27 protein-coding genes and 1 other RNA gene are annotated in these 25,245 nt (G+C 31.8%); 9 read left to right on the top strand and 19 right to left on the bottom strand.

Annotated features, from left to right (window positions below):
- Positions 1-60: 60 nt before the first annotated feature.
- An RNA gene (rnpB, locus tag B3578_RS04395) (RNase P RNA component class A) lies at positions 61-370 on the top strand.
- On the opposite strand, the gene B3578_RS04390 is transcribed toward rnpB, so the two are convergent.
- From B3578_RS04390 to B3578_RS04360, 7 genes are all read right to left on the bottom strand, one after another.
- Entirely contained in the window at positions 370-1,143 is a 774-nt protein-coding gene (locus B3578_RS04390) for a LuxR C-terminal-related transcriptional regulator (protein ID WP_219033690.1), read from the bottom strand. The genes rnpB and B3578_RS04390 overlap by 1 nt on opposite strands.
- Positions 1,144-1,328: 185 nt before the next feature.
- Positions 1,329-2,270: a transketolase family protein gene (locus tag B3578_RS04385; protein WP_180906861.1), complete on the bottom strand. Its 942-nt coding sequence runs from the start codon at positions 2,268-2,270 to the stop codon at positions 1,329-1,331.
- Positions 2,270-2,974, bottom strand: coding sequence for a hypothetical protein (locus B3578_RS04380; RefSeq protein WP_180905074.1), 705 nt, complete (start codon positions 2,972-2,974; stop codon positions 2,270-2,272). Before B3578_RS04380 ends, B3578_RS04385 begins: the two co-directional genes overlap by 1 nt.
- A gap of 22 nt (positions 2,975-2,996) precedes the next feature.
- On the bottom strand, positions 2,997-4,463 hold the full coding sequence (locus tag B3578_RS04375) for a hypothetical protein (RefSeq protein ID WP_219033689.1): 1,467 nt from the start codon (positions 4,461-4,463) through the stop codon (positions 2,997-2,999).
- 24 nt (positions 4,464-4,487) lie between these two features.
- The gene (locus B3578_RS04370) at positions 4,488-5,333 is read right to left on the bottom strand and encodes a transketolase (protein ID WP_125350518.1); all 846 of its coding nucleotides are present in this window, start codon (positions 5,331-5,333) and stop codon (positions 4,488-4,490) included.
- A 286-nt stretch (positions 5,334-5,619) separates the two neighbouring features.
- Positions 5,620-5,865 carry a hypothetical protein gene (locus tag B3578_RS04365; protein ID WP_125350517.1) on the bottom strand — a complete coding sequence of 82 codons (246 nt, stop codon included), beginning with the start codon at positions 5,863-5,865 and terminating at the stop codon, positions 5,620-5,622.
- Positions 5,866-5,867: 2 nt separating this feature from the next.
- The gene (locus B3578_RS04360; protein WP_291047114.1) at positions 5,868-7,397 is read right to left on the bottom strand and encodes a sodium:solute symporter; all 1,530 of its coding nucleotides are present in this window, start codon (positions 7,395-7,397) and stop codon (positions 5,868-5,870) included.
- A 107-nt stretch (positions 7,398-7,504) separates the two neighbouring features.
- On the opposite strand from B3578_RS04360, the gene recR reads away from it, so the two are divergent.
- Positions 7,505-8,119 (top strand): recombination mediator RecR, encoded by a 615-nt coding sequence (gene recR / locus B3578_RS04355; RefSeq protein ID WP_180905071.1) that lies wholly within the window; start codon positions 7,505-7,507, stop codon positions 8,117-8,119.
- Complete coding sequence (locus B3578_RS04350; RefSeq protein WP_291047113.1) at positions 8,120-9,190, top strand: glycosyltransferase family 2 protein; 1,071 nt, start codon at positions 8,120-8,122, stop codon at positions 9,188-9,190.
- 19 nt (positions 9,191-9,209) lie between these two features.
- On the opposite strand, the gene B3578_RS04345 is transcribed toward B3578_RS04350, so the two are convergent.
- From B3578_RS04345 to rsfS, 6 genes are all read right to left on the bottom strand, one after another.
- Entirely contained in the window at positions 9,210-9,473 is a 264-nt protein-coding gene (locus B3578_RS04345; RefSeq protein WP_280062888.1) for a hypothetical protein, read from the bottom strand.
- Between the two features lie 83 nt (positions 9,474-9,556).
- Positions 9,557-10,207 (bottom strand): phosphatidylserine decarboxylase family protein, encoded by a 651-nt coding sequence (locus B3578_RS04340; protein ID WP_038331813.1) that lies wholly within the window; start codon positions 10,205-10,207, stop codon positions 9,557-9,559.
- Positions 10,204-11,052, bottom strand: coding sequence for a phosphatidate cytidylyltransferase (locus B3578_RS04335; RefSeq protein ID WP_291047112.1), 849 nt, complete (start codon positions 11,050-11,052; stop codon positions 10,204-10,206). Before B3578_RS04335 ends, B3578_RS04340 begins: the two co-directional genes overlap by 4 nt.
- Positions 11,053-11,054: 2 nt before the next feature.
- A complete protein-coding gene (locus tag B3578_RS04330) occupies positions 11,055-11,660 on the bottom strand; it encodes a hypothetical protein (RefSeq protein WP_219033684.1) in 606 nt (201 codons plus the stop codon).
- A 130-nt stretch (positions 11,661-11,790) separates the two neighbouring features.
- Positions 11,791-13,803: an ATP-dependent zinc metalloprotease FtsH gene (gene ftsH / locus B3578_RS04325; RefSeq protein WP_221854183.1), complete on the bottom strand. Its 2,013-nt coding sequence runs from the start codon at positions 13,801-13,803 to the stop codon at positions 11,791-11,793.
- Between the two features lie 23 nt (positions 13,804-13,826).
- Positions 13,827-14,195: a ribosome silencing factor gene (gene rsfS, locus B3578_RS04320; RefSeq protein WP_038331822.1), complete on the bottom strand. Its 369-nt coding sequence runs from the start codon at positions 14,193-14,195 to the stop codon at positions 13,827-13,829.
- Positions 14,196-14,288: 93 nt separating this feature from the next.
- On the opposite strand from rsfS, the gene B3578_RS04315 reads away from it, so the two are divergent.
- From B3578_RS04315 to B3578_RS04300, 4 genes are read left to right on the top strand one after another with little or no spacing between them, the layout of a single operon-like run.
- Positions 14,289-15,002 carry a biotin--[acetyl-CoA-carboxylase] ligase gene (locus B3578_RS04315; protein ID WP_219033682.1) on the top strand — a complete coding sequence of 238 codons (714 nt, stop codon included), beginning with the start codon at positions 14,289-14,291 and terminating at the stop codon, positions 15,000-15,002.
- A gap of 27 nt (positions 15,003-15,029) precedes the next feature.
- Entirely contained in the window at positions 15,030-15,545 is a 516-nt protein-coding gene (gene idi, locus B3578_RS04310; RefSeq protein WP_115001587.1) for an isopentenyl-diphosphate Delta-isomerase, read from the top strand.
- A 12-nt stretch (positions 15,546-15,557) separates the two neighbouring features.
- The gene (locus B3578_RS04305) at positions 15,558-15,968 is read left to right on the top strand and encodes a 6-pyruvoyl trahydropterin synthase family protein (protein ID WP_125350508.1); all 411 of its coding nucleotides are present in this window, start codon (positions 15,558-15,560) and stop codon (positions 15,966-15,968) included.
- Positions 15,965-16,417, top strand: a complete 453-nt coding sequence (locus B3578_RS04300) for a peroxiredoxin (protein WP_219033681.1) — start codon at positions 15,965-15,967, stop codon at positions 16,415-16,417. Before B3578_RS04305 ends, B3578_RS04300 begins: the two co-directional genes overlap by 4 nt.
- On the opposite strand, the gene B3578_RS04295 is transcribed toward B3578_RS04300, so the two are convergent.
- Together B3578_RS04295 and B3578_RS04290 are read right to left on the bottom strand one after the other, a co-directional pair.
- Positions 16,414-16,596, bottom strand: coding sequence for a hypothetical protein (locus B3578_RS04295; protein ID WP_219033680.1), 183 nt, complete (start codon positions 16,594-16,596; stop codon positions 16,414-16,416). The genes B3578_RS04300 and B3578_RS04295 overlap by 4 nt on opposite strands.
- 75 nt (positions 16,597-16,671) lie before the next feature.
- Positions 16,672-17,346, bottom strand: a complete 675-nt coding sequence (locus tag B3578_RS04290; RefSeq protein ID WP_257467987.1) for a YiiX/YebB-like N1pC/P60 family cysteine hydrolase — start codon at positions 17,344-17,346, stop codon at positions 16,672-16,674.
- 43 nt (positions 17,347-17,389) lie between these two features.
- Here B3578_RS04290 and B3578_RS04285 point away from each other — a divergent pair, with 43 nt between their 5' ends.
- Entirely contained in the window at positions 17,390-17,752 is a 363-nt protein-coding gene (locus tag B3578_RS04285; RefSeq protein WP_219033679.1) for a hypothetical protein, read from the top strand.
- A 78-nt stretch (positions 17,753-17,830) separates the two neighbouring features.
- Complete coding sequence (gene gcvT, locus B3578_RS04280; RefSeq protein WP_291047111.1) at positions 17,831-18,907, top strand: glycine cleavage system aminomethyltransferase GcvT; 1,077 nt, start codon at positions 17,831-17,833, stop codon at positions 18,905-18,907.
- 287 nt (positions 18,908-19,194) lie between these two features.
- Here gcvT and B3578_RS04275 read toward each other — a convergent pair whose 3' ends face one another.
- The 4 genes from B3578_RS04275 to B3578_RS04260 form a co-directional block, all read right to left on the bottom strand.
- Positions 19,195-19,692, bottom strand: coding sequence for a DinB family protein (locus B3578_RS04275; protein WP_125348619.1), 498 nt, complete (start codon positions 19,690-19,692; stop codon positions 19,195-19,197).
- Between the two features lie 88 nt (positions 19,693-19,780).
- Positions 19,781-20,221 (bottom strand): hypothetical protein, encoded by a 441-nt coding sequence (locus B3578_RS04270; RefSeq protein ID WP_257467985.1) that lies wholly within the window; start codon positions 20,219-20,221, stop codon positions 19,781-19,783.
- Complete coding sequence (gene uvrC / locus B3578_RS04265; protein WP_291047110.1) at positions 20,202-22,010, bottom strand: excinuclease ABC subunit UvrC; 1,809 nt, start codon at positions 22,008-22,010, stop codon at positions 20,202-20,204. Before uvrC ends, B3578_RS04270 begins: the two co-directional genes overlap by 20 nt.
- Positions 22,010-25,120, bottom strand: coding sequence for a UvrD-helicase domain-containing protein (locus B3578_RS04260; RefSeq protein WP_291047109.1), 3,111 nt, complete (start codon positions 25,118-25,120; stop codon positions 22,010-22,012). Before B3578_RS04260 ends, uvrC begins: the two co-directional genes overlap by 1 nt.
- Positions 25,121-25,245 lie beyond the last annotated feature (125 nt).

Below are 25,245 nucleotides of genomic sequence, written 5' to 3'. Positions count from 1 at the left end.
GGCTTGAACATTTTTGTTCAAGCCTTTTTTATTTCGGTAACTTTTGCCGTACATTTGCGCTCAGCAAGCCACTTTGTCGCTTCATGTATGTGAAGAGGAAAGTCCGGGCTCCAAAGAGTAAGCATAGCGGGTAACGCCCGTCCGTCGAGAGGCGAGGACAAGTGCAACAGAAAGTATGTACAGTTCGGCTGTAGTGAAACCAGGTAAACTCTATGCGGAGCAATGCCATGTATACCAGCAGTTAAGAGCTACTCGTTCGTTGCTGGGGGGTAGGCAGATTGATATTTTAGGTAACTAAAATACTAGATAAATGACAAAGCATCTTGATTTATTAAGGTGACAGAACCCGGCTTATCGGCTTGCTTTTTTCTATTTTTTGAAGTAAAGACTAAATAATTCTGAAGTATTAGAACAGTTGTTCTTTTTCAAAATATTTCTTCGATGCGTGTCAATAGTATGTTTACTTAAATCTATAGCGTTTGCTATATCCTGACTTGTGTAGCCTTTAATCAGAAATTCGATAATCTCCGTTTCTTTTTTTGTAAGTTGTAAAGATGAATTTGTTTTTGAATTAAGAAGATTATTCAATCCATCTTTGATGTTGTAAATATGCATAATAGGCTTTCCTCCAACCTTTATTTGTGTGATGTCAGTCGCTAAACAAAAAACTCGATTTGGTAAAAAATTTTTACTTAATTCGTAAAAGAAATGTTGCAAATGAATTTGATGAATTTCTCCTTTTTTATCTATCACACGAAAATCATAAGTAAATTTATAATTCATTCTTTCTTCAGGGACAATTTCCATACTAAAATTTGCAATTCGTTGCTGAATATCAATCACATGTTGCAAATCATCGGGATGTACCATTTGAACACATAATTCAGCTGTATATTCGTCAGGAAGATAACCCAAAATATCTTCGCATTGAGGAGAAACATATTCGAATGTTGCAGAATTAGGATTGATGAAATACATAAAAGATTCACCAAGAGCAAGACTTCTTAAAGTTTGTAAATAATCATTAATCGATTGAAAACTCTCATTTTTTTCGTTTAAGGTTCTACGATCTGTATTTTCACTCCATAGTTTTTTTACAATACTTGCATATTCAGTAATAGATTTTTGATTTGCTTTTTTCATATGCTTACAAGTAAAAGTTAATAAAATACCATTAAATGAGTATTTTTTAAGTTAGTAATATAAACTAATTTTGCAAAATATATATAGGATTAAAGCAGTTTTGCTTTTTCAACCAACCTATTTTATATTTAACCTATAAAAAAAGGAGCTAAATTTTTTAGCTCCTTTTTAATATTATGATGGAATTAAAGTAAAGATTTTACTTTCTCGATTACAGCAGTAGAATCGATTCCATATTTTTTCATTAAATCTGAAGGTGTTCCAGATTCACCGAATTTATCATTAACCGCAACAAAAGCTTGTTTTGTTGGTAATTTTTGAGCTAAAACTCTTGCAACAGATTCACCTAAACCACCTAAAATATTATGTTCTTCAGCTGTTACAATTTTTCCTGTTTTCTTTACAGAGTTTAAGATAATTTCTTCATCCAATGGTTTGATTGTATGAATATTGATCACCTCACAAGAAATTCCTTCTTTTTCTAACTCAGCAGCAGCAACCAAAGATTCCCAAACTAAGTGACCTGTCGCAACAATTGTTACATCAGAACCTTCGTTCATTAAGATACCTTTACCAATTTCAAATTTTTGGTCAGCTGGTGTGAAAACTGGAACAGCAGGACGACCGAAACGTAAGTAAACAGGACCTTCATATTCAGCTGCAGCAATTGTAGCCGCTTTAGTTTGATTGTAATCACAAGGATTGATAACCACCATTCCTGGTAACATTTTCATCAAACCAATATCTTCTAATGTTTGATGAGTTGCACCATCTTCTCCTAACGTTAAACCAGCGTGCGATGCAGCGATTTTTACATTTTTGTTAGAGTAAGCGATAGATTGACGAATTTGATCGTACACACGAGCTGTAGAAAATTCAGCGAAAGTTCCTGTGAAAGGAATTTTACCTCCAATTGTCAAACCTGCAGCAATTCCCATCATGTTTGCTTCAGCAATACCAATTTGGAAAAAACGCTCTGGGTTTTCTTTGATAAATTGATCCATTTTCAATGAACCAATCAAGTCAGCACACAATGCAACAACGTTAGGATTTGTTCTTCCTAACTCTGTCAATCCATCTCCGAATCCACTACGTGTATCTTTTTTTTCTGTGTATGTTAAGTCTATCATTGTTTTTGTTTTTTGTATTCGTTTTTGTATTTTTCTACTTCTGTTTTTTCATCAAATTGATAAATAAAATCATTTGGCGAAACATTAATTTCTTCTTCCTCTTCGGCGCTCTTTTTTATCCAATTTTCTAAGATTTCAACATTTTCTAACACAATATTATGTCCAACTCGATAAATCAAGCCTTTCAAATTTAGTTCAGAATTGATAAACGGAACGGTGTTGATGTTAGAATTTGTATCGATGCAAATTTCTGTACCATTGTCGTTGTCATTATCTTTTCTGAAAATGTTATACACTTCACATTGTTTATTTAGAATCGTTTCTTTTTGACCAGTTCTATTCGCAACATAACTATTTCCGATTGCGGAATTTGTTAAACTTGGATTATTAGTCGCTAAAAAAGAATTTCCTAATAAATCTTTTGTGCCTTCGAAATCAATTTTAAAAACCTTCGGATTTTCTTCTTCGCTGTAAACAGAATACATATTGTCGTTTACTTTTAATGAAGCGAAGTTTCCCATCGGTGTTCGCGTAATCATCAAATGTGCTTTGTAATCTTTGGTTGATAAAATGTCCAAAAAATCTGAATAGAAATCACTTTTGATACGATATTGAATAACGTTTTCGAATTTATACGATTGCATTTGAGCGAAAGTTAAACATGTAAAAAGCGTTAATATAAAACTGATTGATTTTTTCATTATCGAATTGATTTGATAAGTATTAATCCAAAGAATTCAAGAAAGTAGTTAACTTATCTTTGTCTTCTTTTTTCAGTTTATCATATTTGTTATTGATTTCTAAAACACTTTTTCTTATTGCATCAATTGTTCCCGAAAGAGCAACACTTCCGCTTTGATAAATGTACATATCGCACACTTGTCCTGCGTAATTGTAAACCAAATTTCCTAAATCTTTATCTGTAAAAGTCGGAATTTTAGCTTTCAAATTTTTGCAATGTTCTGGTGCAACTTTCATGAAATCTTGAATGTCTGGATTGTCGATTGCCAAATCGATTTTGCTAATATCTGTCGTTTTGTAAGCAGATGTATAAGGATCATAATATTCGGCTAAACTAACTTCTGTTGCAGCAACAGCAGAATCTACTGCTACAGCCGCTTCATCATAATCTGTTGAAACTTCTGTTAATTTAAACTTTTTAGCATCATCGAAATACGTTTTGAAAAGGTTATTTAATTCTTTTACTTCGCTTTTGTTTGCTAATTTATTCTTTTTGAATTGTTTTACCAATTGATTTGTAGAACCTTGCGCAGTTGCCAAAGCTTTAGAACGCTCTATATCAGGATTTCCATCATAATCACTATCATTATAAATCAAGCTATAATTTAATGAAGCAACAGTTCCAAAAAGACTATTTACGTTATCACTTTCTGATGTTTGATAATTGTAATAATTAATAATAGGATCCTCGTAACGATTGTCTGGTGAATAAGCTACTGCTTCGGCTGCATAAGCCGTATCTACAGACGACATCATGTTATCGTATTCTTGTTTCTTTTTTGCCAATTCGTTAGTAAAACTTTCGATTTCTTTTTTCTCATCAAAAGTTACTTTTACGTTAGAATTTGCAATATTTTGAATCGTTAATCCATTAAAATCTCCTGCGTCATATCTAATTAAAAGCCCTTTCAATTTTGTTTGAGGAAACATAATCGCAACGTTATTAATTGCATTTTTTTCATCAACACATAATGTAGAAGATTTTGTTTCGAAATCTGTTTTAGATGTTAATTCGTATTCATTACACTTATATCCATTGATCGTTGTAGATGAATTTAGATTTTTAACTGAAATAAATTTCTCGAACAAGTTATCTGAATAAGGTTTTAAACTATCATCCGATATACCTTCGTAATAATAAGGGGCTTTTATCGATAATTGATTTTCTAATGAATTGGCATATACTTCGAAAAACTTGCTGTTGTTGATAAAGAAAGCATCTTTATTAAAGCTTCCTGAAGTATAAGGACCTCCTTCCGAAGTTCCTAAAACAGCGTCTTTAGAAATATAGGTTACAAAAAATAAATCTTTTTGACCATCTAAATAAGTCTGATATTCTTCTGGTAAATTGATTTTATACGATACTTTTTTGTCAAAAGAATATGTTTTTTCCTGCCCAAAGGCTGTTAAAGAACAAAGCGTAAGTATAGAATAAAATAACGTTTTCATAGTATTTTGATTGTGTTGAAATTATTAATAATCTGTCAATTCAGTTTCAGGATTTTGCTCTAATGCAGAAGCTAATTGCTCGTCGTTAGGCGCTTTTCCGTGCCAAGAGTGGCTTCCCATCATGTAATCAACTCCATTACCCATTTCTGTGTGTAATAAAATTGAAACTGGTTTTCCGTTTCCTGTTAATGTTTTAGCTTCTTCTAAAATAGCAATTACTTTTTCTAAGTTATTTCCATCTTTTTCTTCTAAAACAATCCATCCAAAAGCTTCTAATTTAGCTTTCAAATCTCCTAATGGTAAAACGTGGTCTGTATCACCATCAATTTGACGACCATTGTAGTCAATCGTTGCAATTACATTATCCACTTTTTTACCAGCAGCATACATAAAAGCTTCCCAGACTTGACCTTCTTGTAATTCACCGTCACCATGTAATGTGTAAACTAATTTATCGTCGTTGTTTAATTTTTTTGCTTGAGCAGCACCTAAAGCAACTGATAAACCTTGTCCTAAAGATCCAGAAGCGATACGAATTCCAGGTAAACCTTCGTGTGTTGTTGGGTGACCTTGTAAACGAGAATCTAATTTTCTGAATGTAGCTAATTCGCTAACAGGGAAGAATCCTGAACGAGCTAATGTGCTGTAGAAAACTGGTGAAATGTGACCGTTTGATAAGAAGAATAAATCTTCTCCTTTTCCGTCCATAGAGAAGTCTGTAGAGTAAGTCATGATTTTACCGTATAATGCAGCAAAATATTCTGCACAACCTAATGATCCACCTGGGTGTCCACTATTTACGGCATGTACCATTCTCAAAATATCTCTCCTTGTTTGTTGTACTTGTGTTTGAAGTTCTTGAAGTGTCATTGTTTGTTTATAAAAATTTGAACAAAAATAATTCTTTTTTGTAGGGCAAAAAAATCGTAGAACATAAATCACTACAATTGGGGAGAATAATCGGTAATAATAGCTAACCTACTTATGAGACTATAAAAACCAGCGCTGAAGTTTATAAAGAAGAAGCTTGAAGTTAGTTAATAAGAAGGCAAGAGTTTTACAACGTTTATTTATCTTTTTGTAATCTTCTAATTGTAAAGGGTACAGAGAGATGTTTTTTAATAAAAAAGACGAAGCAAAACTTCGTCTTTTTTATTTATTCCTCTTCCACATGCCATTCGCCACGATGAGGTATCAAAGCGTCACGGACTTGTATCATTTCAGATTCTACCACCACCAAATAAGCAACTGCATATTCTGGTTCAACCTCTACAAATTCAGAAAATGTACTTTGTAACTTTTCTTTTTCTGCATATTGTTTCAAGTGAATTGCATGATGTTTTGCAGTTGGTATAGCATCGGGACCATAAAAATCCCAGATTAATTTTAATTTCTTTTCCATTTTTAATTTAATTCTTTTTGACGATTAGAGCTTACCAACCATAAACCGATGAAGGTTAATAAACCATTTAAAATGATTAATTCAACACCAATTTTGTAATCGGTAAAATTAATCACTAATTCGTTGATGATATAGGTGAAAATAGGCGCTAAAATCGCAACTGTAATAATTGAATATTTTTTGTAAATGTTACGTTTCGTTAAAATACCGAAAGCAAACAATCCTAATAACGGTCCGTATGTATAACCTGCAATTTCCATCACAAGATAAACAATTGATTTGTTGTTAATCGTTTTAAAAACCATAATCAAGATAAAGAAAACTACCGTGAAAATTAAGTGAACACGAATACGAATCTTTTTCTTTTCTTTTTCTGATTTTTCTTTGTCTTCGTTGATGTTTAATAAATCGACACAATATGAACTTGTAACCGCCGTTAAAGCTCCGTCGGCAGAAGGAAATAAAGCAGAAATTAATCCGATAATAAAAATTACAGAAATAATCATTGGGAAATGATGTCCTAAAAGCGAAAGCGCAGGAAACATATCATCACCCATAATATTTTGTCCGCCTTGTTCCATAAAGAAACCATCAGCAGTATAAAAACCACCTTCACTCATTGCGTATAAATAAAGCAATCCACCCAAAAATAGGAATGCTAAATTAACAATCAATAATGTTCCAGCAAACGTCAACATATTCTTTTTTGAGTTTTGAAGATTATCAACAGAAATATTTTTTTGCATCATTTCTTGGTCAAGACCAGTCATCGCAATTGTGATAAACATTCCGCCCAAAATTGTTTTTAAGAAATAAGTTTTCGAATTTGGATCAAGATTAATGAAATGGGTATAGTTTTTGGCTTGCATCCTATCGTAAGCTTCACCAACAGATAAATTAAGATGCGAAAGGATAAACCAAATACAAGCAATCAAGCTAATGATCATAAATGATGTTTGCAAGGTGTCGGTTACGACAATTGTTTTTACTCCACCTTCGAACGTGTATAATAATATCATCAATAATAAGACAAATGTTGTTGCCCAAAATGGTACGCCTAAATTGTCTAATAAAAATATTTGTAACACATTTACAACTAAATATAAACGTGCTGTTGCGCCAATTCCACGAGAAATAATAAAGAAAACCGATCCCATTTTATGTGCTTCAACATTGAAACGTTTTCCTAAATAGGTGTAAATTGAGGTTAGATTCATTCGGTAATAGAGTGGAAGTAATACCCCCGCGACGATAAAATAACCAAGAAAAAATCCGATAACCATCATATAATACTCGAATCCTCCGTAAATATATTCGGAACCAGTTAATTTTCCGACCGTACCCGGAACCGAAATAAAAGTAACGCCACTAAGGCTTGTCCCAATCATTCCGAAAGCCACCAACCACCATTTACTTTTTTTGTTTCCGTTAAAAAAAGATTGATTGTCAGAATTTCGACTGGTGAAGTAAGAGATCACTAAAAGTCCTACAAAGTATACGATAACACAAAGTAGTAAAATTGTTGAGTTCATAATTTATTTAGTAAATAAGCCCAAATTTAATATTTTTGAGTGAATGATGATAGATTAATTTTCCGAAGATAAAATTGTAAATTTGTTGTCTATAATTTTTTGAACGAATGAATTACCCAAGCAAGGTTTTAGAGCGAGCTGTAGAAGAGATGTCAAATTTGCCAGGAATAGGAAAGAGAACAGCTTTGCGACTTGTTTTACATATGTTAAATCGTCCCAAATCTCAAACGACGGCTTTGTCCGAAGCGCTTTCTCATTTGGTAGATGATGTTAAATATTGTCAACATTGTCATACAATTTCTGATGATGAGGTTTGTGATATTTGCAACAACCCATTGAGAGAAGAAACTATAATTTGTGTCGTGGAAGATGTGCGTGATGTGATGGCGATTGAAAATACAGGACAATTTAAAGGACAATATCACGTTTTAGGAGGAAAGATTTCTCCAATGGAAGGTATTGGACCTGGTCAATTGAATATCCAAACGTTGGTTGATCGTGTTCAAAATGAAAATGTGAAGGAAATAATTTTTGCTTTAAGTTCGACAATGGAAGGAGATACAACTGTTTTCTATTTGTACCGACAATTAAAGAATGCCGAAATTATTTTTTCTACTATTGCGCGAGGTCTTGGTGTAGGAGATGAGTTAGAATATGCGGACGAAGCAACGCTAGTTCGTTCTATACAACATCGAATCCCATATTCAGAAAATAAATTTTAGATGAAATTATCGATAATTATTGTTAGTTATAATGCGCCAAAACATTTAGAGCTTTGTCTTGATTCGTGTCAGGAAGCTTTAAAAAATGTAGATGGCGAAATAATTGTAATTGATAATGATTCATCGGAAATTGATTTTATATTCCTAAAAAAAACTTTTCCTACTGTAAATTTTTTACTTCAGAATGAAAATCTTGGTTTTGCAAAAGCGAATAATATTGGGGTTGAGAATGCTTTGGGAGAATATATTCTGATTCTTAATCCAGATACAATTATTCCAGAGAATTTATTCGAATCTTTGATTGAATTTCATCAGTCAAAAGAAAAAATAGGTTTTGTGGGAGTACGAATGATAGATACAAACGGAAATTTTCATCCAGAATCAAAACGTAATATTCCGACAGCTAAAAATTCATTTTCTAAGTTGTATAGTCGATTTAATCATTCAAAAAAAAATAATTATTACAAATTAGAAGTTGATGAATTTGAAATTGCTCCTTGCGAAATTTTAGTTGGTGCTTTTATGTTCACCACGAAGAAAATCTATCAGGAAATTGGAGGATTTGATCCACGTTATTTTATGTATGGAGAAGATATAGATTTGTCTTTTAGTGCAGAATTGGCTGGTTATAAAAATTATTATAAAGGAGATATAACGGTTTTACATTACAAGGGAGAAAGTACGAAAAAAGATAAAAAATATTATAAACATTTTTTTGAAGCCATGATGATTTTCTTAGCAAAATATTATCAAAAAAATTGGTTGCATTATCAACTTTTACGTTCGGGAATTTTGATTAAATATTTAATTCAATTATTTAAATTTTCTTTACATTCACCTAATAATACTTCTAAAATAGAAGTAAAAGCAGAAAATTTATTTTGGATTGATAAGAAATCAGATTTCAAATCTTTATCAAATAATGAAATTGCAATTGATGCAAGTTTTTTTACTTATCAAGAGATATTATCAATCATTTCTGAAAACAACTCTTCTTCACGTTTATTTTATATTCGTCCTAAAAATAAAAATTATTTAATAGGTGATAATAAGCAGATTATAAATCTATAAAAACAAAAAAAGCTGAATCTTAATGACCAGCTTTTACAGTATCTTTTTTCTCAACTTTCGGAGTTTCTGCCGTTTTTGTAGAATCTTTCACTTCTTCGTGTTTTTCTTCAACAGCTTCCTCATGTTTTCCGTGACCTTCGTGAGTAGCTTCAGATTTGTGGTGCATTTCTTCTGCAGTAGCTGGTTCGTGAACAACTGGAAGAACTCCGTGATTTACACTTGCTTTAGAGTTACAAGAAGTAGCGAATGCTGCAACAGCTACTAAAAGAATTAATTTTTTCATGTCTTACAAAATTTATTGTATGGGTATATTATTATAATTGTTTTGACAAAATTAGTTAAAAACATTGAGTTCAACTAACTGATTTATTTCAATTGTGCAATTTTCTGAATTCCACCTTTTGTTTTATCTCCAACCTTTACATTAATCTCAGTATCAAGTGGTAAAAAGATATCAACACGCGATCCGAACTTGATGAAGCCATATTCTTTACCCGCAACAGCATCGTCATTCTCTTTACTGTAACAAACAATTCTTCGTGCAACTGCACCTGCAATTTGTCTGAAAAGAACTTTTGTATGATCTGCATTCTCTACAACAACAGTTGTTCTTTCATTCAATTCTGATGATTTTGGATGAAATGCAACCAAAAACTTTCCTGGATGATATTTCGAATAAATCACTTTTCCATTCACAGGATAACGCGTTACATGTACGTTAAGAGGCGTCATGAAAATTGATAATTGAATACATTTTTGATTCAAAAATTCGCTTTCAAATACTTCTTCTAATACAACAACTTTTCCATCAACTGGTGCGATTACGCAATTTTCTGACGAATCTGATTCACGAATTGGGTTTCTGAAAAACCAAACGATAAATCCGTAAAGTATCCATAATGGTAAGGCAAAGTAAAAACCATATACAGGAAAAAAGTAATGTAATACTCCTGTAGCGATTGCAAATAAAATTAAGCAACCTATCAAAATTGCTGTTCCTTCTCTGTGAAGTTTCATAAAGTATATACTAATAAATAATATAAATAAACAAATGGTACGACAAATATAAAACTATCTAATCGATCTAAAAAACCGCCATGTCCTGGAATAAGGTTAGAGCTGTCTTTTACATTGAAAAATCGTTTTAATTTAGATTCTGTCAAATCTCCCAATGGACCTAATGCTGCAACGATCAAACCAATAATCATCCAGTTTCCGTGCAAGTTCTCTCCAAAATATTTCTGAATTAAGAATCCAGCGATAATGGTGAAAATAATTCCTCCAAAAAAACCTTCCCACGTTTTTGCTCCCGAAATTTTAGGTGCTAATTTATGTTTTCCAATTAAGTTTCCTGTTAAATATGCAAATGTATCACTGCTCCAAAGTAATAAGAAAACGAAAAACACTTCGTAATGCATCACTTTTTCACCTAAATTATAATCAAAACTAGGTAAAGTTAATGCTAAGACAAATGGTGCGATAACGTATGTTAAACCTAAAGTAGCTTTTCCAAAATCGTTCAATAATTCATTGGTTGATTTGAAAATAATATAAATACTAAAAACAAATAAAACTGGAATGATGAAGTACAAACTTTTTAAATGAAAATAGTAATGATTTGAAGTTTCGAAAGCTTCTAAAAATTCTTTTCCATAATATCCAAAAACAACTAAGGCAGCTAAAAGTGCTCCTAATTGATAAAGTTTATTGGTAAGATTAGTGATTTTAAAAAACTCGTACAAACAAAAAAGTCCAAAAACCATCATCAAAACAATCAAACCTTTTGGATCTATCGTTGTCCCGAAAAATATAATAAGTGCGTAAATAAGTCCAGAGAAAGCTCTAATTGCTAAATTTTTCATAGCTAATCTTCAACCAATAACAAATAAATATTCTTCGCGTTGTCTACGTTGGGAAATTTGTGCATATTTTTTCCTCGAATCGAAGTTATTTTAGATGGAAGGTTATCTTTTTTTAATGTTCGTAATTTCTGTAATGCCACACTCACATTTTCCACTAATTGTGACGGGCGTGCATAGATAATAAAATTTGACGGAAAATCAGCAATATTTCTACCATAAGTTTGATGCGCCGATAACATAATACTTCCATCAAAAGCAATCAGAAATTCGCAACTAAGAAAACTAAGCGTATAACGAGAGTCGCATGGATTTTCGACAAAAGGAATATTGACTGAATTAAGAACCTGTTGTAAATTTGGATCAGGACAAATTAATTCGGTTACATTTTCGTAATTGACAATCTCTTTAAGGTTTTTAGAAGCCTCCTCTATATTATCACAAAATAAAAAATGTCCACCACCTACATTAAAATTTGTAGCAAATACTTCATCTATAGAAATTTTTTGGTCAGCATAATTTGGATGAAATAAATCAATTTGATTATCATCTGAATTCTCTGCTGATTTTTCAGTAGCTTTTTTAAGTAGGTTTTTAATTGCTTTCCACATGAAAACTCATGATTTTATATGAAATTAATCAATTACAGCCTAAAGGTAATAAATTTTAACAATATAATAAGAAGTAAAAAAAAAATCGTCCTATTTGGACGATTTTTTCTATTATTTTGAATGAATTTGATTAAATATCATTTCCAGATTCTGGTTGAACAACTTGTTCTGAATCAGCTTCTATAGCCTCTTCTTGTTTTTCTTCGATTTGATCTAATTCGTTTACAAATTTTCTTGGTCCGAAAATTTCTTCCAAATCTTCTCTAAAGATCACCTCTTTCTCAATTAATTTTTGAGCTAAAACATCTAATTGATCGCGATGTTCACGTAAAATATCTTTTGCTCTATCATATTGAGCTTCGATCATTGTTTTTACCTCTTTATCAATTACCTGAGCAGTTTGTTCTGAATAAGGCTTGCTGAAACCATACTCATTTTGTCCAGATGAATCGTAATAAGAAACATTACCAACTTCTTTGTTCAATCCGTAAATACTAACCATTGCAGAAGCTTGTTTTGTAACTTTTTCCAAATCACTTAATGCACCAGTAGAAATATTATTGAAAACAACTTCCTCAGCAGCACGACCACCCATTGTCATACACATTTCGTCTAACAATTGTTCTGTCGTTGTAATTTGTCTTTCTTCTGGCAAATACCAAGCGGCACCTAACGAACGTCCACGAGGAACTATAGTTACTTTAACCAATGGAGCAGCGTGTTCTGTTAACCAACCAATTGTAGCGTGACCAGCTTCGTGATAAGCGATACGTTTTTTCTCAGAAGGTTTAATCACTTTACTTTTCTTCTCTAATCCACCAATAATACGGTCAACAGCGTCTAAAAAGTCTTGTTTTTCTACGACGTCTTTGTTTTTACGAGCAGCAACTAAAGCTGCTTCGTTACAAACATTGAATATATCTGCACCAGAGAAACCTGGAGTTTGTTTTGCTAAAAATTCGATTTCAACATCTTCACCTAATTTTAATGGACGTAAGTGAACGGCGAAGATTTCTTTACGTTCGTTTAATTCAGGTAAATCAACATGAATAATACGGTCAAAACGACCTGGACGCATCAATGCTTTATCCAATACATCAGCACGGTTCGTTGCAGCAATCACAATTACGTTAGATTCTGTTCCGAAACCATCCATTTCTGTTAATAATTGGTTTAATGTATTTTCGCGTTCATCATTAGAACCTGTAAAGTTTGATTTTCCACGTGCGCGACCAATGGCATCAATCTCATCAATAAAGATAATTGAAGGAGATTTTTCCTTTGCATTTTTGAATAAGTCACGTACACGAGATGCACCAACCCCCACAAACATTTCTACGAAATCTGATCCTGATAACGAGAAGAAAGGAACTTTTGCTTCTCCAGCAACAGCTTTTGCTAATAAGGTTTTACCTGTACCTGGAGGTCCTACTAATAAGGCTCCTTTTGGGATACGTCCACCTAATTTTGTAAATTTTTCTGGATGTTTCAAGAATTCAACGATTTCTTCGATTTCTTCTTTTGCACCTTCTAAACCTGCAACATCTTTGAAAGTTGTTTTGATATGATCATCACCTTCAAATAATTTCGCTTTTGATTTTCCGACAGAGAAAATTCCTCCGCCACCTCCAGCAGATCCGCCTCCGCCCATTCGTCTAAATAGTAAGAAGTAGATTAATCCGAAGAAAATTAATGAAATGAAAAGATTCATAAACAAACTTCCAAAACCATTTGAAATTTGTGTGTTAAGAACGGCAGTTTTATTCGGACTCTTTTCTACGTTAGCATAAAAGTCTTTTTCAAAATTTCCTGCATCAGCAACATTGAAAATAAAGTTTGGAGCGCCTGTAGCAAAAGGATTTAAAGTTTCGTTTGATTTTTTAAACTTTTTAAATTCTTCAGTATTCAGAGCTGCGTCCGTTAAATATACACTTACACGTCCTGATTCTTTTTCTAGATTCGCTTCTTTTACGTAACCTTTTTCTACATAAGAAAGGAAAGTCGTACGGTCTATATTTTTAGTAGTTCCGCCGGCACCTCCAATGTTATCAGAAAATAATAGAAATGCAATCAGTAATAATCCAATAATGGCATATATCCATGTAGGATTAAACCCCGAAGGTTTAAAATTATTTTTTTTCAATTTTTTTTTGGTTTCAGTTATGATTAATATTCCATTTCGATACGCGTCTCTACAGCATCACCCCAAAGACTTTCGATATCGTAATATTCTCTGTATTCTTTTTGGAAAATATGGACAATAACATTTGTGTAGTCCAACAAAACCCATTGATTGTTTTGTGTTCCTTCTACATGAAAAGGTCTTTCTGACATTTCTGTTTTTACAGTTCTTTCAATCGAACCTGCTAAAGCACTAACTTGTGTATTCGAGTTTCCGGTACAAATAACGAAGTATTGACAAAATGCATTTTCAATTTCGCGTAAATCTAGAATTGTAATTTCTTCTCCTTTAACATTTGTAATTCCGTCAACAATGCTATCTAGCAAGTCTTTTGTATATTGAGTATCTATCATCTTTTATTTTGTAATTCGCAAATTTAGTGAATCCTTATTAAAGTTTAAACTTTTTAAAATAACTTTAACCACTCTATAAAAATAGTAAAAAAAATGTATTTAATTAGTTTTGATTCTTTGCCTAATACGAATGAGTTCTTGGTGGATTTGTCCAAAAAAGATGCCAATAGTTGGACTGTCATACATGCTAAAAATCAAACAAAAGGAAAAGGTTACGCAGGAAATGAGTGGAAAGTTGTCGCTGGAGAAAATTTAACCTTTAGTTTTTTGCTGAAAACGGATTATAGTTTTCAAGAATTAATTTATTTTAACGAATGGATTTCGAATGTTATTTGTCTATTTTTAAAACAATTTCATCCAAAATCTAACGTAAAATGGCCAAATGATATCATTTTAAATGATAAAAAGGTTTGTGGAATATTAATCGAAAATCATCGTTCCAATGGAATTATGAATTCTGTAATCGGAATAGGAATTAATGTCAATCAAGCTGATTTTAATCACTTACCAAAAGCAACATCTATTCGAAAAGTAACTGACAAAGAATATGACATCGAGGAAATTTTGGCAGATTTAATACATTATTTCGAAAATGAATATTCAATTTTAGAAGAGAAAAATTTTGAACAAATTCATCAAACTTATTTAGATAATCTGTTTAGAAAAGATGAAATTTCGCATTTTAGATTGGATGGAGTAGAAGTGGACGGAATTATTAGAGATGTAAATGAAGCGGGAAATTTACTGATAGAAATCAATCAAGAATTGAGAGAATTTAAGCACAAAGAAATCGAACTTCTTTTTTAATCCTATAGAAAAGGCTATTTTTGTTTAATGGAAGAATTTGTAGTTTTAGTTGATCAGGACGATCAAAAATTAGGATTGATGGAGAAACAACAGGCTCATGTAGCTGGTTTGTTGCATCGTGCATTTTCTGTTTTTGTATTCAATTCCAAAGGAGAATTAATGATTCAGCAACGAGCTGCGAGCAAATACCATTCGCCAACGTTGTGGACGAATACATGTTGTAGTCATCCGCGCGATAACGAAACTTACGAACAAGCGGCGCACAGACGTTTGGAAGAAGAAATGGGATTTGATTGCGAATTAGAATATAAATTTAATTTCATTTACAAAGCGCATTTAGAAAATGATTTGATCGAGCATGAATTAGACCATGTTTTTATCGGAACATTTGATGATGAACCAAAGCTAAATCCTGATGAAGTGATGGCCTATCGTTGGGTAGAATTGGATGATTTGAAAAAAGATATGGAAAAAAATCCTCAGAATTATACAGCTTGGTTCAAAATAATTTTTGAACATTACGTTTCGTATATCGAAGAATAAAAATTTATACAGATGAAAGTTACTGTCAACAGAAAAGCACATTTTAATGCTGCGCACCGATTGTTTAACAAGAATTGGAGCGACGAACAAAATTTTGAAGTTTTCGGAAAATGTTCTTATCCAAACTATCACGGGCATAATTACGAAATTATTGTGGCGGTGAAAGGCGAAGTTGATCCAGAAACTGGTTTTGTGATGAATTTGGACGAATTACGAAAAATTATTGCGATTGAAGTTGAAGATTATTTGGATCATAAAAATCTGAATGTTGATATTGAAGAATTTAAAACTATCAATCCAACTGCCGAAAATATTGTGATTTTGATTTGGAATAAAATTAGAGCAAAATTAGCGACCGATTTAGAATTGAAAGTAACCTTATACGAAACTCCACGTAATTTTGTAGAATACGCAGGCGAATGAAATTAGGCGATCACATTCCAACCTTTTCGTTGGAGGATAACAAAGGAAATTGGTTTAATTCGGACGAATTTTTATACAAAAAATATTTTGTTTTATTCTTTTATCCGATGGATTTTACGCCAATGTGTACAAAAGAAGTATGTCAATTTCGTGATGTAAATGCAGATTTCAATGCTTTAGACGCTGTGATTGTCGGAATAAATGGACAATCAACTTCTTCTCACGAGAAGTTTTATACAAAACATCAATTAAACTTTCCGTTGCTTTCTGATAAAGGAGCAAAGTTGTCGAAGTTGTTGGGAATCAAAAAGAAATTTGGCTTAATCACACCGCGAGAAACTTTTGTATTCAATAAACAAGGAAAATTAATTAAACACATTGTTTCAAATGTAGCCGAAACGCACATTGAAGAAGCAATGCAAGCAATAAAAAAAGACCAAGGAAATTAGTTTTCTTGGTCTTTTTGTTTGTATAACATTTTTCTTATGACAACTCGATAAATAAAAAAGATAACCGTTCCAATTGCCGAATAAACCAACATTGTTTGCACATCGCTTTTATCGAACAAATATTTTAGTCCAAATAACACGAAAAAGAAAATGATACTATAAATGATATTTTGTTTCATGTGGTAAAAGTAGGAATTAATTTATTTGTTATAAAGATTCTATGAATCATTCTGAATTTGTTTCAGAGTTTCATTTTAAAACTTCACCTCACCAACCTTAATTAATTTCTTAGAAGTTGCCAATTGATTTGGATTTGTTCCTGGTTCGTCTTGCGGAACTTTTTTTCCTTTTTTACGATAGAAATCTATCCAAAAATCATCAATAATTCCAGTTTCTTTGTTTTTGAAATTCATGGGAATCAATTCAAAAATAGTATCATCACGAAAAGCTCTTTCCACAAAATCTGAACAATATAATTCGTCATCATTCAAAATGTATAACCAATTATAAGGTTTTCCGAGCATTGTTTTAGCTTTTTCAATTGCATGAGGAATTGTATATTGATATTCATTTTTGAGACGATAAATGACAATTTTATTATTCTTTTCGGTTTGAGAAATGTAAAAATGATGAATTTCCTCTCGTTGCGATCCGCCCATTGGAGCAGCATGTAGAACAAAAATAGAATCATCAGTTTTTTCGATTAAACCAACATGATCAAAATTGGTTTCGTCATTTATTTTTGTCACTCTATTTATCGCGCCCGAAAGTTCTTCTGTTTGCGCACCAACAAAAATCAAATCTCCATTTTGGATATTTTGTAATGAAATTGAATGTTTTTCTTTTAATATTTTTGCTTTTGTACAACTATTCATTGTCAATGTAAATAGAAGTAAAAAGATAGGAAATAAAACGAATATTTTTTTCATTCGGAATGAATTATTACTTTTAATCTACGAATTAACCAAAAAGATGGATTTTAAAAAAATTTTGACCATATCAATTGTCGTTTTATTGATTTTAGTTGGTGCTGCAATTATTATTGGAAGCAACAAAGATCGACGCGTTTTCTTTATTGAGAGCTTTAATAAACCAATTGAAAATGTTATTAATTCTCGTTTGGATACAGATTATTCGTACGAAATTGTAAAAGTAAAAGGTAAAACAAACGATACCATTTTGATTATTCCTTGCGAAGGTTGTCAACCATTGAAATTATCAGGAAAAATAAACGAAAAGTTTATGAACAAATTTGGTAAAGGAAAATCGGTTATGCGTTTCGAGCCGTATAAAGCGACGGAAGGGAATTTAAAAATTATTCATAAAATTAGATAATCTTCTATTAAAGAAATTTTCCTAACAATTAATTCCTTATTTTTGGGAGAATTATAAACTTATCAAAGCAAACAAACAATGAAAGTAACTGCATTAAACCAAAAGCACAAAGATTTAGGTGCGAAAATGGTTCCTTTTGCTGGATATGAAATGCCAGTGCAATACGCAGGTGTTAACCAAGAACATTTTGCTGTTCGAGAAAAAGTTGGCGTTTTTGATGTTTCTCACATGGGACAATTTTTTGTAAAAGGAGAAAAAGCAACAGACTTATTACAACACTTATTGACGAATGATGTAACGAAAGTTACTATTGGTCAAGCTCAATATAATGCAATGCCAAACGAAAAAGGAGGAATTGTAGATGATTTAATCATTTATAAAATCTCTGATGATGAGTGGATGGCAGTTGTAAATGCATCTAACATCGATAAAGATTGGGAATGGATGAACAAACACAATACGTTTGGTGCAGAATTAACAAACAAATCTGATGAGATGTCTTTGTTAGCAATCCAAGGACCAAAAGCAATTGAAGCGATGCAAGCATTGACAGATGTTAATTTAGCTGAAATTCCGTTCTATCATTTCGCAATTGGTACGTTTGCAGGTATGGAAAATGTGATTATTTCTGCAACTGGTTATACTGGTTCAGGAGGTTTCGAGATTTATTTCGCGAATGAGCAAGCAAACGAAATGTGGGACAAAGTAATGGAAGCTGGAAAATCTTTCGATATTGAGCCTTGCGGTTTAGCTTCTCGTGATACGTTGCGTTTAGAGAAAGGTTACTGTTTATACGGAAATGATATCAACGATGACACAACTCCATTAGAAGCTGGTCTTGCTTGGGTAACGAAATTGGATACAAACTTTATTTCTTCTGATATTTTGAAAGCTCAAAAAGAAGCTGGAGTTGAGAAGAAATTAGTTGGTTTCAAAATGATCGAAAGAGGAATTCCTCGCCACGATTATAAAGTTGTAGATGACAACGAGAATACAATCGGTATTGTGACTTCAGGAACGCAGTCTCCAATGTTGAAACAAGGAATTGGTTTAGCATATGTTCATACAGATTTTGCTAAAGTTGGAACAACAATTAGAATTCAAATTCGTGATAAAAATGTATTAGCAGAAGTTGTAAAAACTCCTTTTGTTTAAAACAATATAAAGTCAAAATACAAAAAAGCTTTCGAGGATTTCGAAAGCTTTTTTTATGAATTCATATTAATTGATACATTTATTGATGTCTTTTTTAGATAAAATTAATAAAATAGATTATTAACTACGAATATTATAAAATTGTTAATATTTCTTAAAAAAAACATAACTTAGATTTGCTTAAATATGATATATGTTATATTTTTGAGATAATAATATTACTGATCAGTAATACAATTAACACTAATTATGATTTTAAGACCTCTATTAGAGGTCTTTTTTATTTTTTAAAACTTTTGAGAATCAGCACTTGGTCCATAACTCGAAGGTAAATCTATTCCAAGTAAGCGATAAAAAACTCCCAATTGAGCGCGGTGATGTGTAATTTGATTTAAAGCATGACGAATTGCTTCATATTTTGTAAAATCTGCAAAAACAGTTTCTCCTTCTGTAACTTGCCATCTTTTTGATAAATGATCTTCGTTCACATTCTCTAACGCCGCTTTTCCTAATTCATAATCATCATCCAATTTTTGTTGTAAATCTTCAATAGAGGTAAATTTTGTCGGTTTGTAATCCCCTGCTGCAAAATCTAATTTATCAGTTGTTAAGATCAAAGCTGGCCAAGCAAATATTTCAACCACATGATTTGTTAAAGTTGTAATATCCATACTTTTTTCATGAGGTTTGTATGTCGTTTTATCCTCAGGAAATCTTGCAATAAATTCTTTGGTAATTTGATACTCGTTTTGCAATTCTTTTGCTAATAATTCTACTATTTTCATGTTGTTTTGATTTGTAGTTAAAAGGTACAAATTTTTGAAATAATTCATAAAAAAACTGCTTTACAATTTAGTAAAACAGTTTATATTTTTAGATATCGTCTGTGTATAAATCAATAATTGGACGAGGCTTTTTTCGCTTGATTTGAGTTAGCCAATAGACAAAAATTCCTATTCCATTTCCAAAAATAATAATCGTAATCCAGACCAAACGATCATCACTTTTTATCAAATTTGGATTCTTTAAAGCATGCACAATAAAGTAAACAAAAGAAATCACACCAGTGAAAAAACTCATCAATACCAAAAAGATAAAAATGATAAGATTTCCTAATAAGGCACTCAATAGTGATTTAGAACTTCCTAAATGTCCTAGCTGCGCATCGAGCGTGCTAAACATCGAATAAAAAATTCCAAAATAACTTAACAAGCCAAGTATAAATAAAGTGATAGGAACAATTGCCAAAGTAGCTTGTAACTTTGGATTGTTCAAAAGAGACGTTAAATCTCTGTCAATTAGTAGATTTTTCATCATTCGAAAAATAATCTTTTATTTTTTTTGCTTTAGATTTTCCTATACAATCGGTTAATTCTAACAAAGATGCATTTTTTATTCGTTCGACCGATTTAAATTTTGTTAATAATTCTTTAATTGTTTGCGGACCGACACCTTCTATTTCTTCCAAAACCGAATTATAAGCGTTTTTACTTCGACGATTTCGGTGACGCGTAATTCCAAATCGATGCGATTCATCTCGCACATGTTGAAGCACTTTTAAGGTTTCAGAATTTTTGTCCAAATATAACGGATAAGGATCGTCTGGATAATAAATTTCTTCCAAACGTTTCGCAATTCCAATCACGGAAACTTTTCCACGTAACCCTAAACGATCAATCGATTTTAGAGCAGAACTTAATTGTCCTTTTCCACCATCAATCAAAATTAATTGAGGCAAAGATTCTCCTTCAGCCAAAACTCTTGAATATCGTCTTTCAATCACTTCTTCCATAGTTGCAAAATCATTTGGCCCTTCTACAGTTTTAACATTGAAAATGCGATAATCTTTCTTACTTGGTTTTCCATTTTTGAACACTACACAAGCCGAAACTGGATTCGTTCCTTGAATGTTAGAGTTATCAAAACCTTCGATATGTCGAGGTTCTACAGGCAAACGCAAATCAACTTTCATCTGATTCATGATACGATTTGTATGACGATCAGGATCGACGATTTTAGTTTGTTTGAGCTGTTCTAAACGATAAATCCGTGTGTTTTTTAACGATAAATCGACAATATGTTTTTTATCGCCAATTTTTGGAACTGTAATTTTTCTGAACGGAATTTCTAAACTCAATTCGAACGGGACATAAATTTCTTTCGAAGTTAAATTAAATCGATCTGAAAAATCAATAATTGCACGTTCCAATAAATCTTCGTCTGTTTCATCCAATTTCTTTTTCCATTCTTCTGTATGCGACTGTATAATTGCACCGTGATAAATTTTCATGAAATTGACATAGGCATATTCTTCGTCCGACGTAATCGAAAAAACATCAACATTGGTAATCGTAGGCGAAACAATTGTAGAACGAGATTGATAATTCTGCAACGCTTCAATTTTTTCTTTAATCATTTGCGCTTTTTCAAACTTCAAATCCGATGCATATTTTGTCATTTGATTGACCAAATATTGTTTTGCTTCATTAAATTCTCCTTTGATAATATTACGAATTGCCGAAATTTGCTCGTTGTATTCTTCTTCGGTTTGATAAGCTTCACAAGGTCCAAGACAATTACCAATATGATATTCCAAACAAACTTTAAATTTGTGATTTTCAATATTTTTCTCGCTCAAATCATACGAACATGTTCTTAGTTGATACAATTCTTTGATCAAACCTAACAAAACTTTCATCGCTTTTCCGTTAGAATATGGTCCAAAATATTCCGAACCATCTTTGATTACATTGCGAGTCGAAAAAATTCGTGGAAATCGTTCATTTTTGATGCAAATCCAAGGATAGGTTTTGTCATCTCTTAACAGGATATTATATCGTGGTTGATGCTCTTTAATCAAATTATTTTCCAACAACAACGCGTCATATTCAGAATTTACGTTGATTGTTTCGATGTTATCAATATTACTCACCAAAACACGCAAACGTTTCGAATCGTGTTGTTTATTGAAATACGAATTCACGCGACGTTTCAAGTTTTTCGCTTTACCAATGTATAACAAATCTCCTCTTTTGTTATAATACTGATAAACACCAGGCGTTTCGGGTAAACTCGCTAATTTTAACTTTACATTTTCATTCATCAAAATACCTCTACAACATTTATTTTTTGCTGCTCATCATCAATATAAATCAAGATTTTGGTTTGAATATTATAACCTAAATTTCTAAAAAAATCGGCATATCTATTCACTTGAAAATGATGATCTAAATCGGGTTGACCAGTTTTATAATCGATAATCGAACAATTATTTTCTGCATCAATTACTACACGATCTGCTCTGAAAATTTGTCCATTTTCATCAATAAAATCGCGTTCATTCAAAACCGTTAAACCTTCAGCAAAATATGGAACTAATTTAGCATCTTGTAATAAATTTTGCAAGGTTATTTGCAGATGTTCTACATTTTCGACTGAAATTGTACCACGCTGTTTTTCACTTTCGATGATTTTTGGTAAATCATTTTGTGTAACAATTTGCGATAAAATGTTATGAACTGTATTTCCAAATTCGGTGAATTTTAACTTTTCTTGCGCTTTTTCTGAATTGGTGTTAATCACTAAACGCGTATTCCAATCCGAAGAATAAATTTTTAACTCAGCTGAAGAGTTTTCTATGATTTTAGGGGTTGAAATTCGTTCTGGAGAACCTTTCAAAATAACTTCATCCTCAGAAAAACCTTTACTGAAAACAAATTCGTGCAAGTAGTTTGCAATATTTTTTGATTTCGAAGATTCTTTTGGTTTTAGCGCAATCATATACAATTGCTCTTTTGCGCGCGTTGTTGCAACATAAAGTGTATTAATTTCATCCAATTGAACCAAATTCTCTTCTTCGTCAATCTTCGATTTTATCGCTTCATTTTTGATTGATTTTAATTCATTATTAATTCCAACATAAAATGTTTCGAACGGATTTTCCTCATCTTTTTGTAATGGAATCCAAATTTTAGAATTCTTACTTTGCCAATCCAAAAATGGCAAAATTACAACTGGAAATTCTAATCCTTTTGACTTGTGGATCGTCATAATCTGAATTGCATCGACACCTTTTGGTGTTTTGATACTCGCTTTATCTTTGATTGTTGACCAAAACTCAAGAAATGAATTAAGATCAGATTCGTTTTTTGATGAATATTCTAAAATAACATCCAAAAAGCTCAAAATATAAGCTGGTGAACGCTCTTGTAAATGTAAAGTTCGAATCGCTTTTTCGGTGAAATCGTATAATGAAAGGTTTTGATCTTGAATAAAATCTAAATCAATTCCAAGTGATTTGGTTAATTTTAAAAACTTTGGCAAATCACCTTTTAAGGCTTTTTCAACTGCGATTGTTAAATCATCTGTTTTGAATAATTCTAATTCATAAGCCACCATCAAAAAACGAATTTTTGATTGTTCGTCTTGTGGATTTGATGTGATTTTGAACAAATATTCAATCAATTGAATTTCGAAAGAATTTTTTAACAATAAAGCTTCATTTGAAATCACAACCAAGTTATTTTCGGTCAAATATTTCGCTAACAAAATCCCTTGCGCATTACTACGAACCAAAATCGCAATATCTTTTAATGAAAAACCATTTGCTCGACAATCTTCAATTGTTTTAAGAACTAATTCTAAATTTTGTTCTTTAAATAAATCTTTCGAACGACCTTCTTGCTCAATGAAATTTATTTTGACAAAACCATCTTTTTGATGATTAGTTAATTGTTTATTTCCAATCTCGTATAAATATTGAAAACTCGGCAAATTGAGTTGTGGCGCGATAAACGAATACAATTCATTGTTAAATTGAATAATATTTTCGTGACTTCGCCAGTTTTTTTCTAACTCTTCAACTTTTATATTTTCTTCCTCTTTTCGATCAATTAAATCAATCATTTGTGCAGGATTTCCACCTCGCCAACGATAAATAGACTGTTTTGCATCGCCAACCAACATAATCGTGTCAGATTGCGCACGCGCATTTTCGACCAACGGATTCAGATTATTCCATTGTAACGTCGATGTATCCTGAAATTCATCAATAAAATAATGATTGTAGCGCGAACCAATTCGTTCGTAAATAAAATTGGCTGGCTGTTGTTGCAGATTTTTACTGATAATGGTATTAAATTCGTTAATCAATAAAACATTTGAATCTTTTTTGATCGAATCCAATGATTTTTCAACTTCATTAATCAACGAAATTGAGGATATATTTTTCTGAATGGAGGTTAACAAAAGTAAGTGATCATTGATGTTCGCAGCTTTTTCGAACAAATCTTTCACTTGAGGAAAAATAGATTCTGCTATTACATCTTTCACTTTCGAAAGATAACCTTCTTCCAAAATATCTTTTGTATTCGCATCGGTTGGTAAAATCAAACCAAAACCATCAAAGTTTTTTAATTTCTGGAAAAAAGCAGCAATTCCTCGACTTTTTCCTGGTAATTCATTTACCGAAATTCCATTGTTTGCAAGCAATTCGAAAAACTCATTTCCGATTGTAATCAAACCATCTTTCAAAGTTTTTATATCATCAAAAATAACTTTTCGGTAACGAATAAATTCGTCTAACGAAATGTTTTTTAATTTTTCTAAATCTTGTAAATGTCGATCATTAGAAATGTCCGAAGTGTCTGAAGAAAGCGTTTTTCGAATATCCCACGATTTATTTGCGTCCATATTATCCAACGCAATTTTGATCATTGTTTGCGTTAGTTTTTCGTCTTCCCCAATTTTTGAATACAACAAATCAACCGATTCATTAATGATTTCATTCGTATTCATTTCGACATCAAAATTCATTGATAAACCCAAATCTTGTGCAAAAGATTTCATCAATCGAAGATTAAATTTATCAATCGTAGAAATCGAAAATTTGGAATAATTATGAAGAATCGCAATCAGAATATTGTATGCTTTTGTCTTAATGATTTCAGGCTTCAAATTCAGTTCTGAAGCTAATTTTAGAATATAGCCATCTTCTTTTGGATTAGGGTTTTTGGCAATTTCTTCTAAAGTTTCGATGATACGTTCCTTCATTTCGCCGGCCGCTTTATTGGTAAATGTAATGGCTAAAATATGCTCGAAATGATAATCGCTTTCATTCGTCAATAACAACGAAAGAAATTCCTTTACCAATGTGTAAGTTTTACCTGCTCCAGCGGAAGCATTGTAAATTTTGAAATCGCCTGCTTGTAACAAATTCTGAATTTTTAGGAAAGTTAAACAATCTTCTCAAAAATAGAAAATCAGAATGCCAAAACATGACGTACTAAAAAAGGAAACCTGAACGAGTTTCCCTTTTTTTTGAATATGTTATAAATACT

Origin of the sequence: Empedobacter sp. UBA1574, assembly GCF_002322895.1 — a bacterium.
Classification (GTDB): Bacteria; Bacteroidota; Bacteroidia; order Flavobacteriales; family Weeksellaceae; genus Empedobacter; species Empedobacter falsenii_B.
This window is presented reverse-complemented; position numbering and strand designations above follow the sequence as displayed.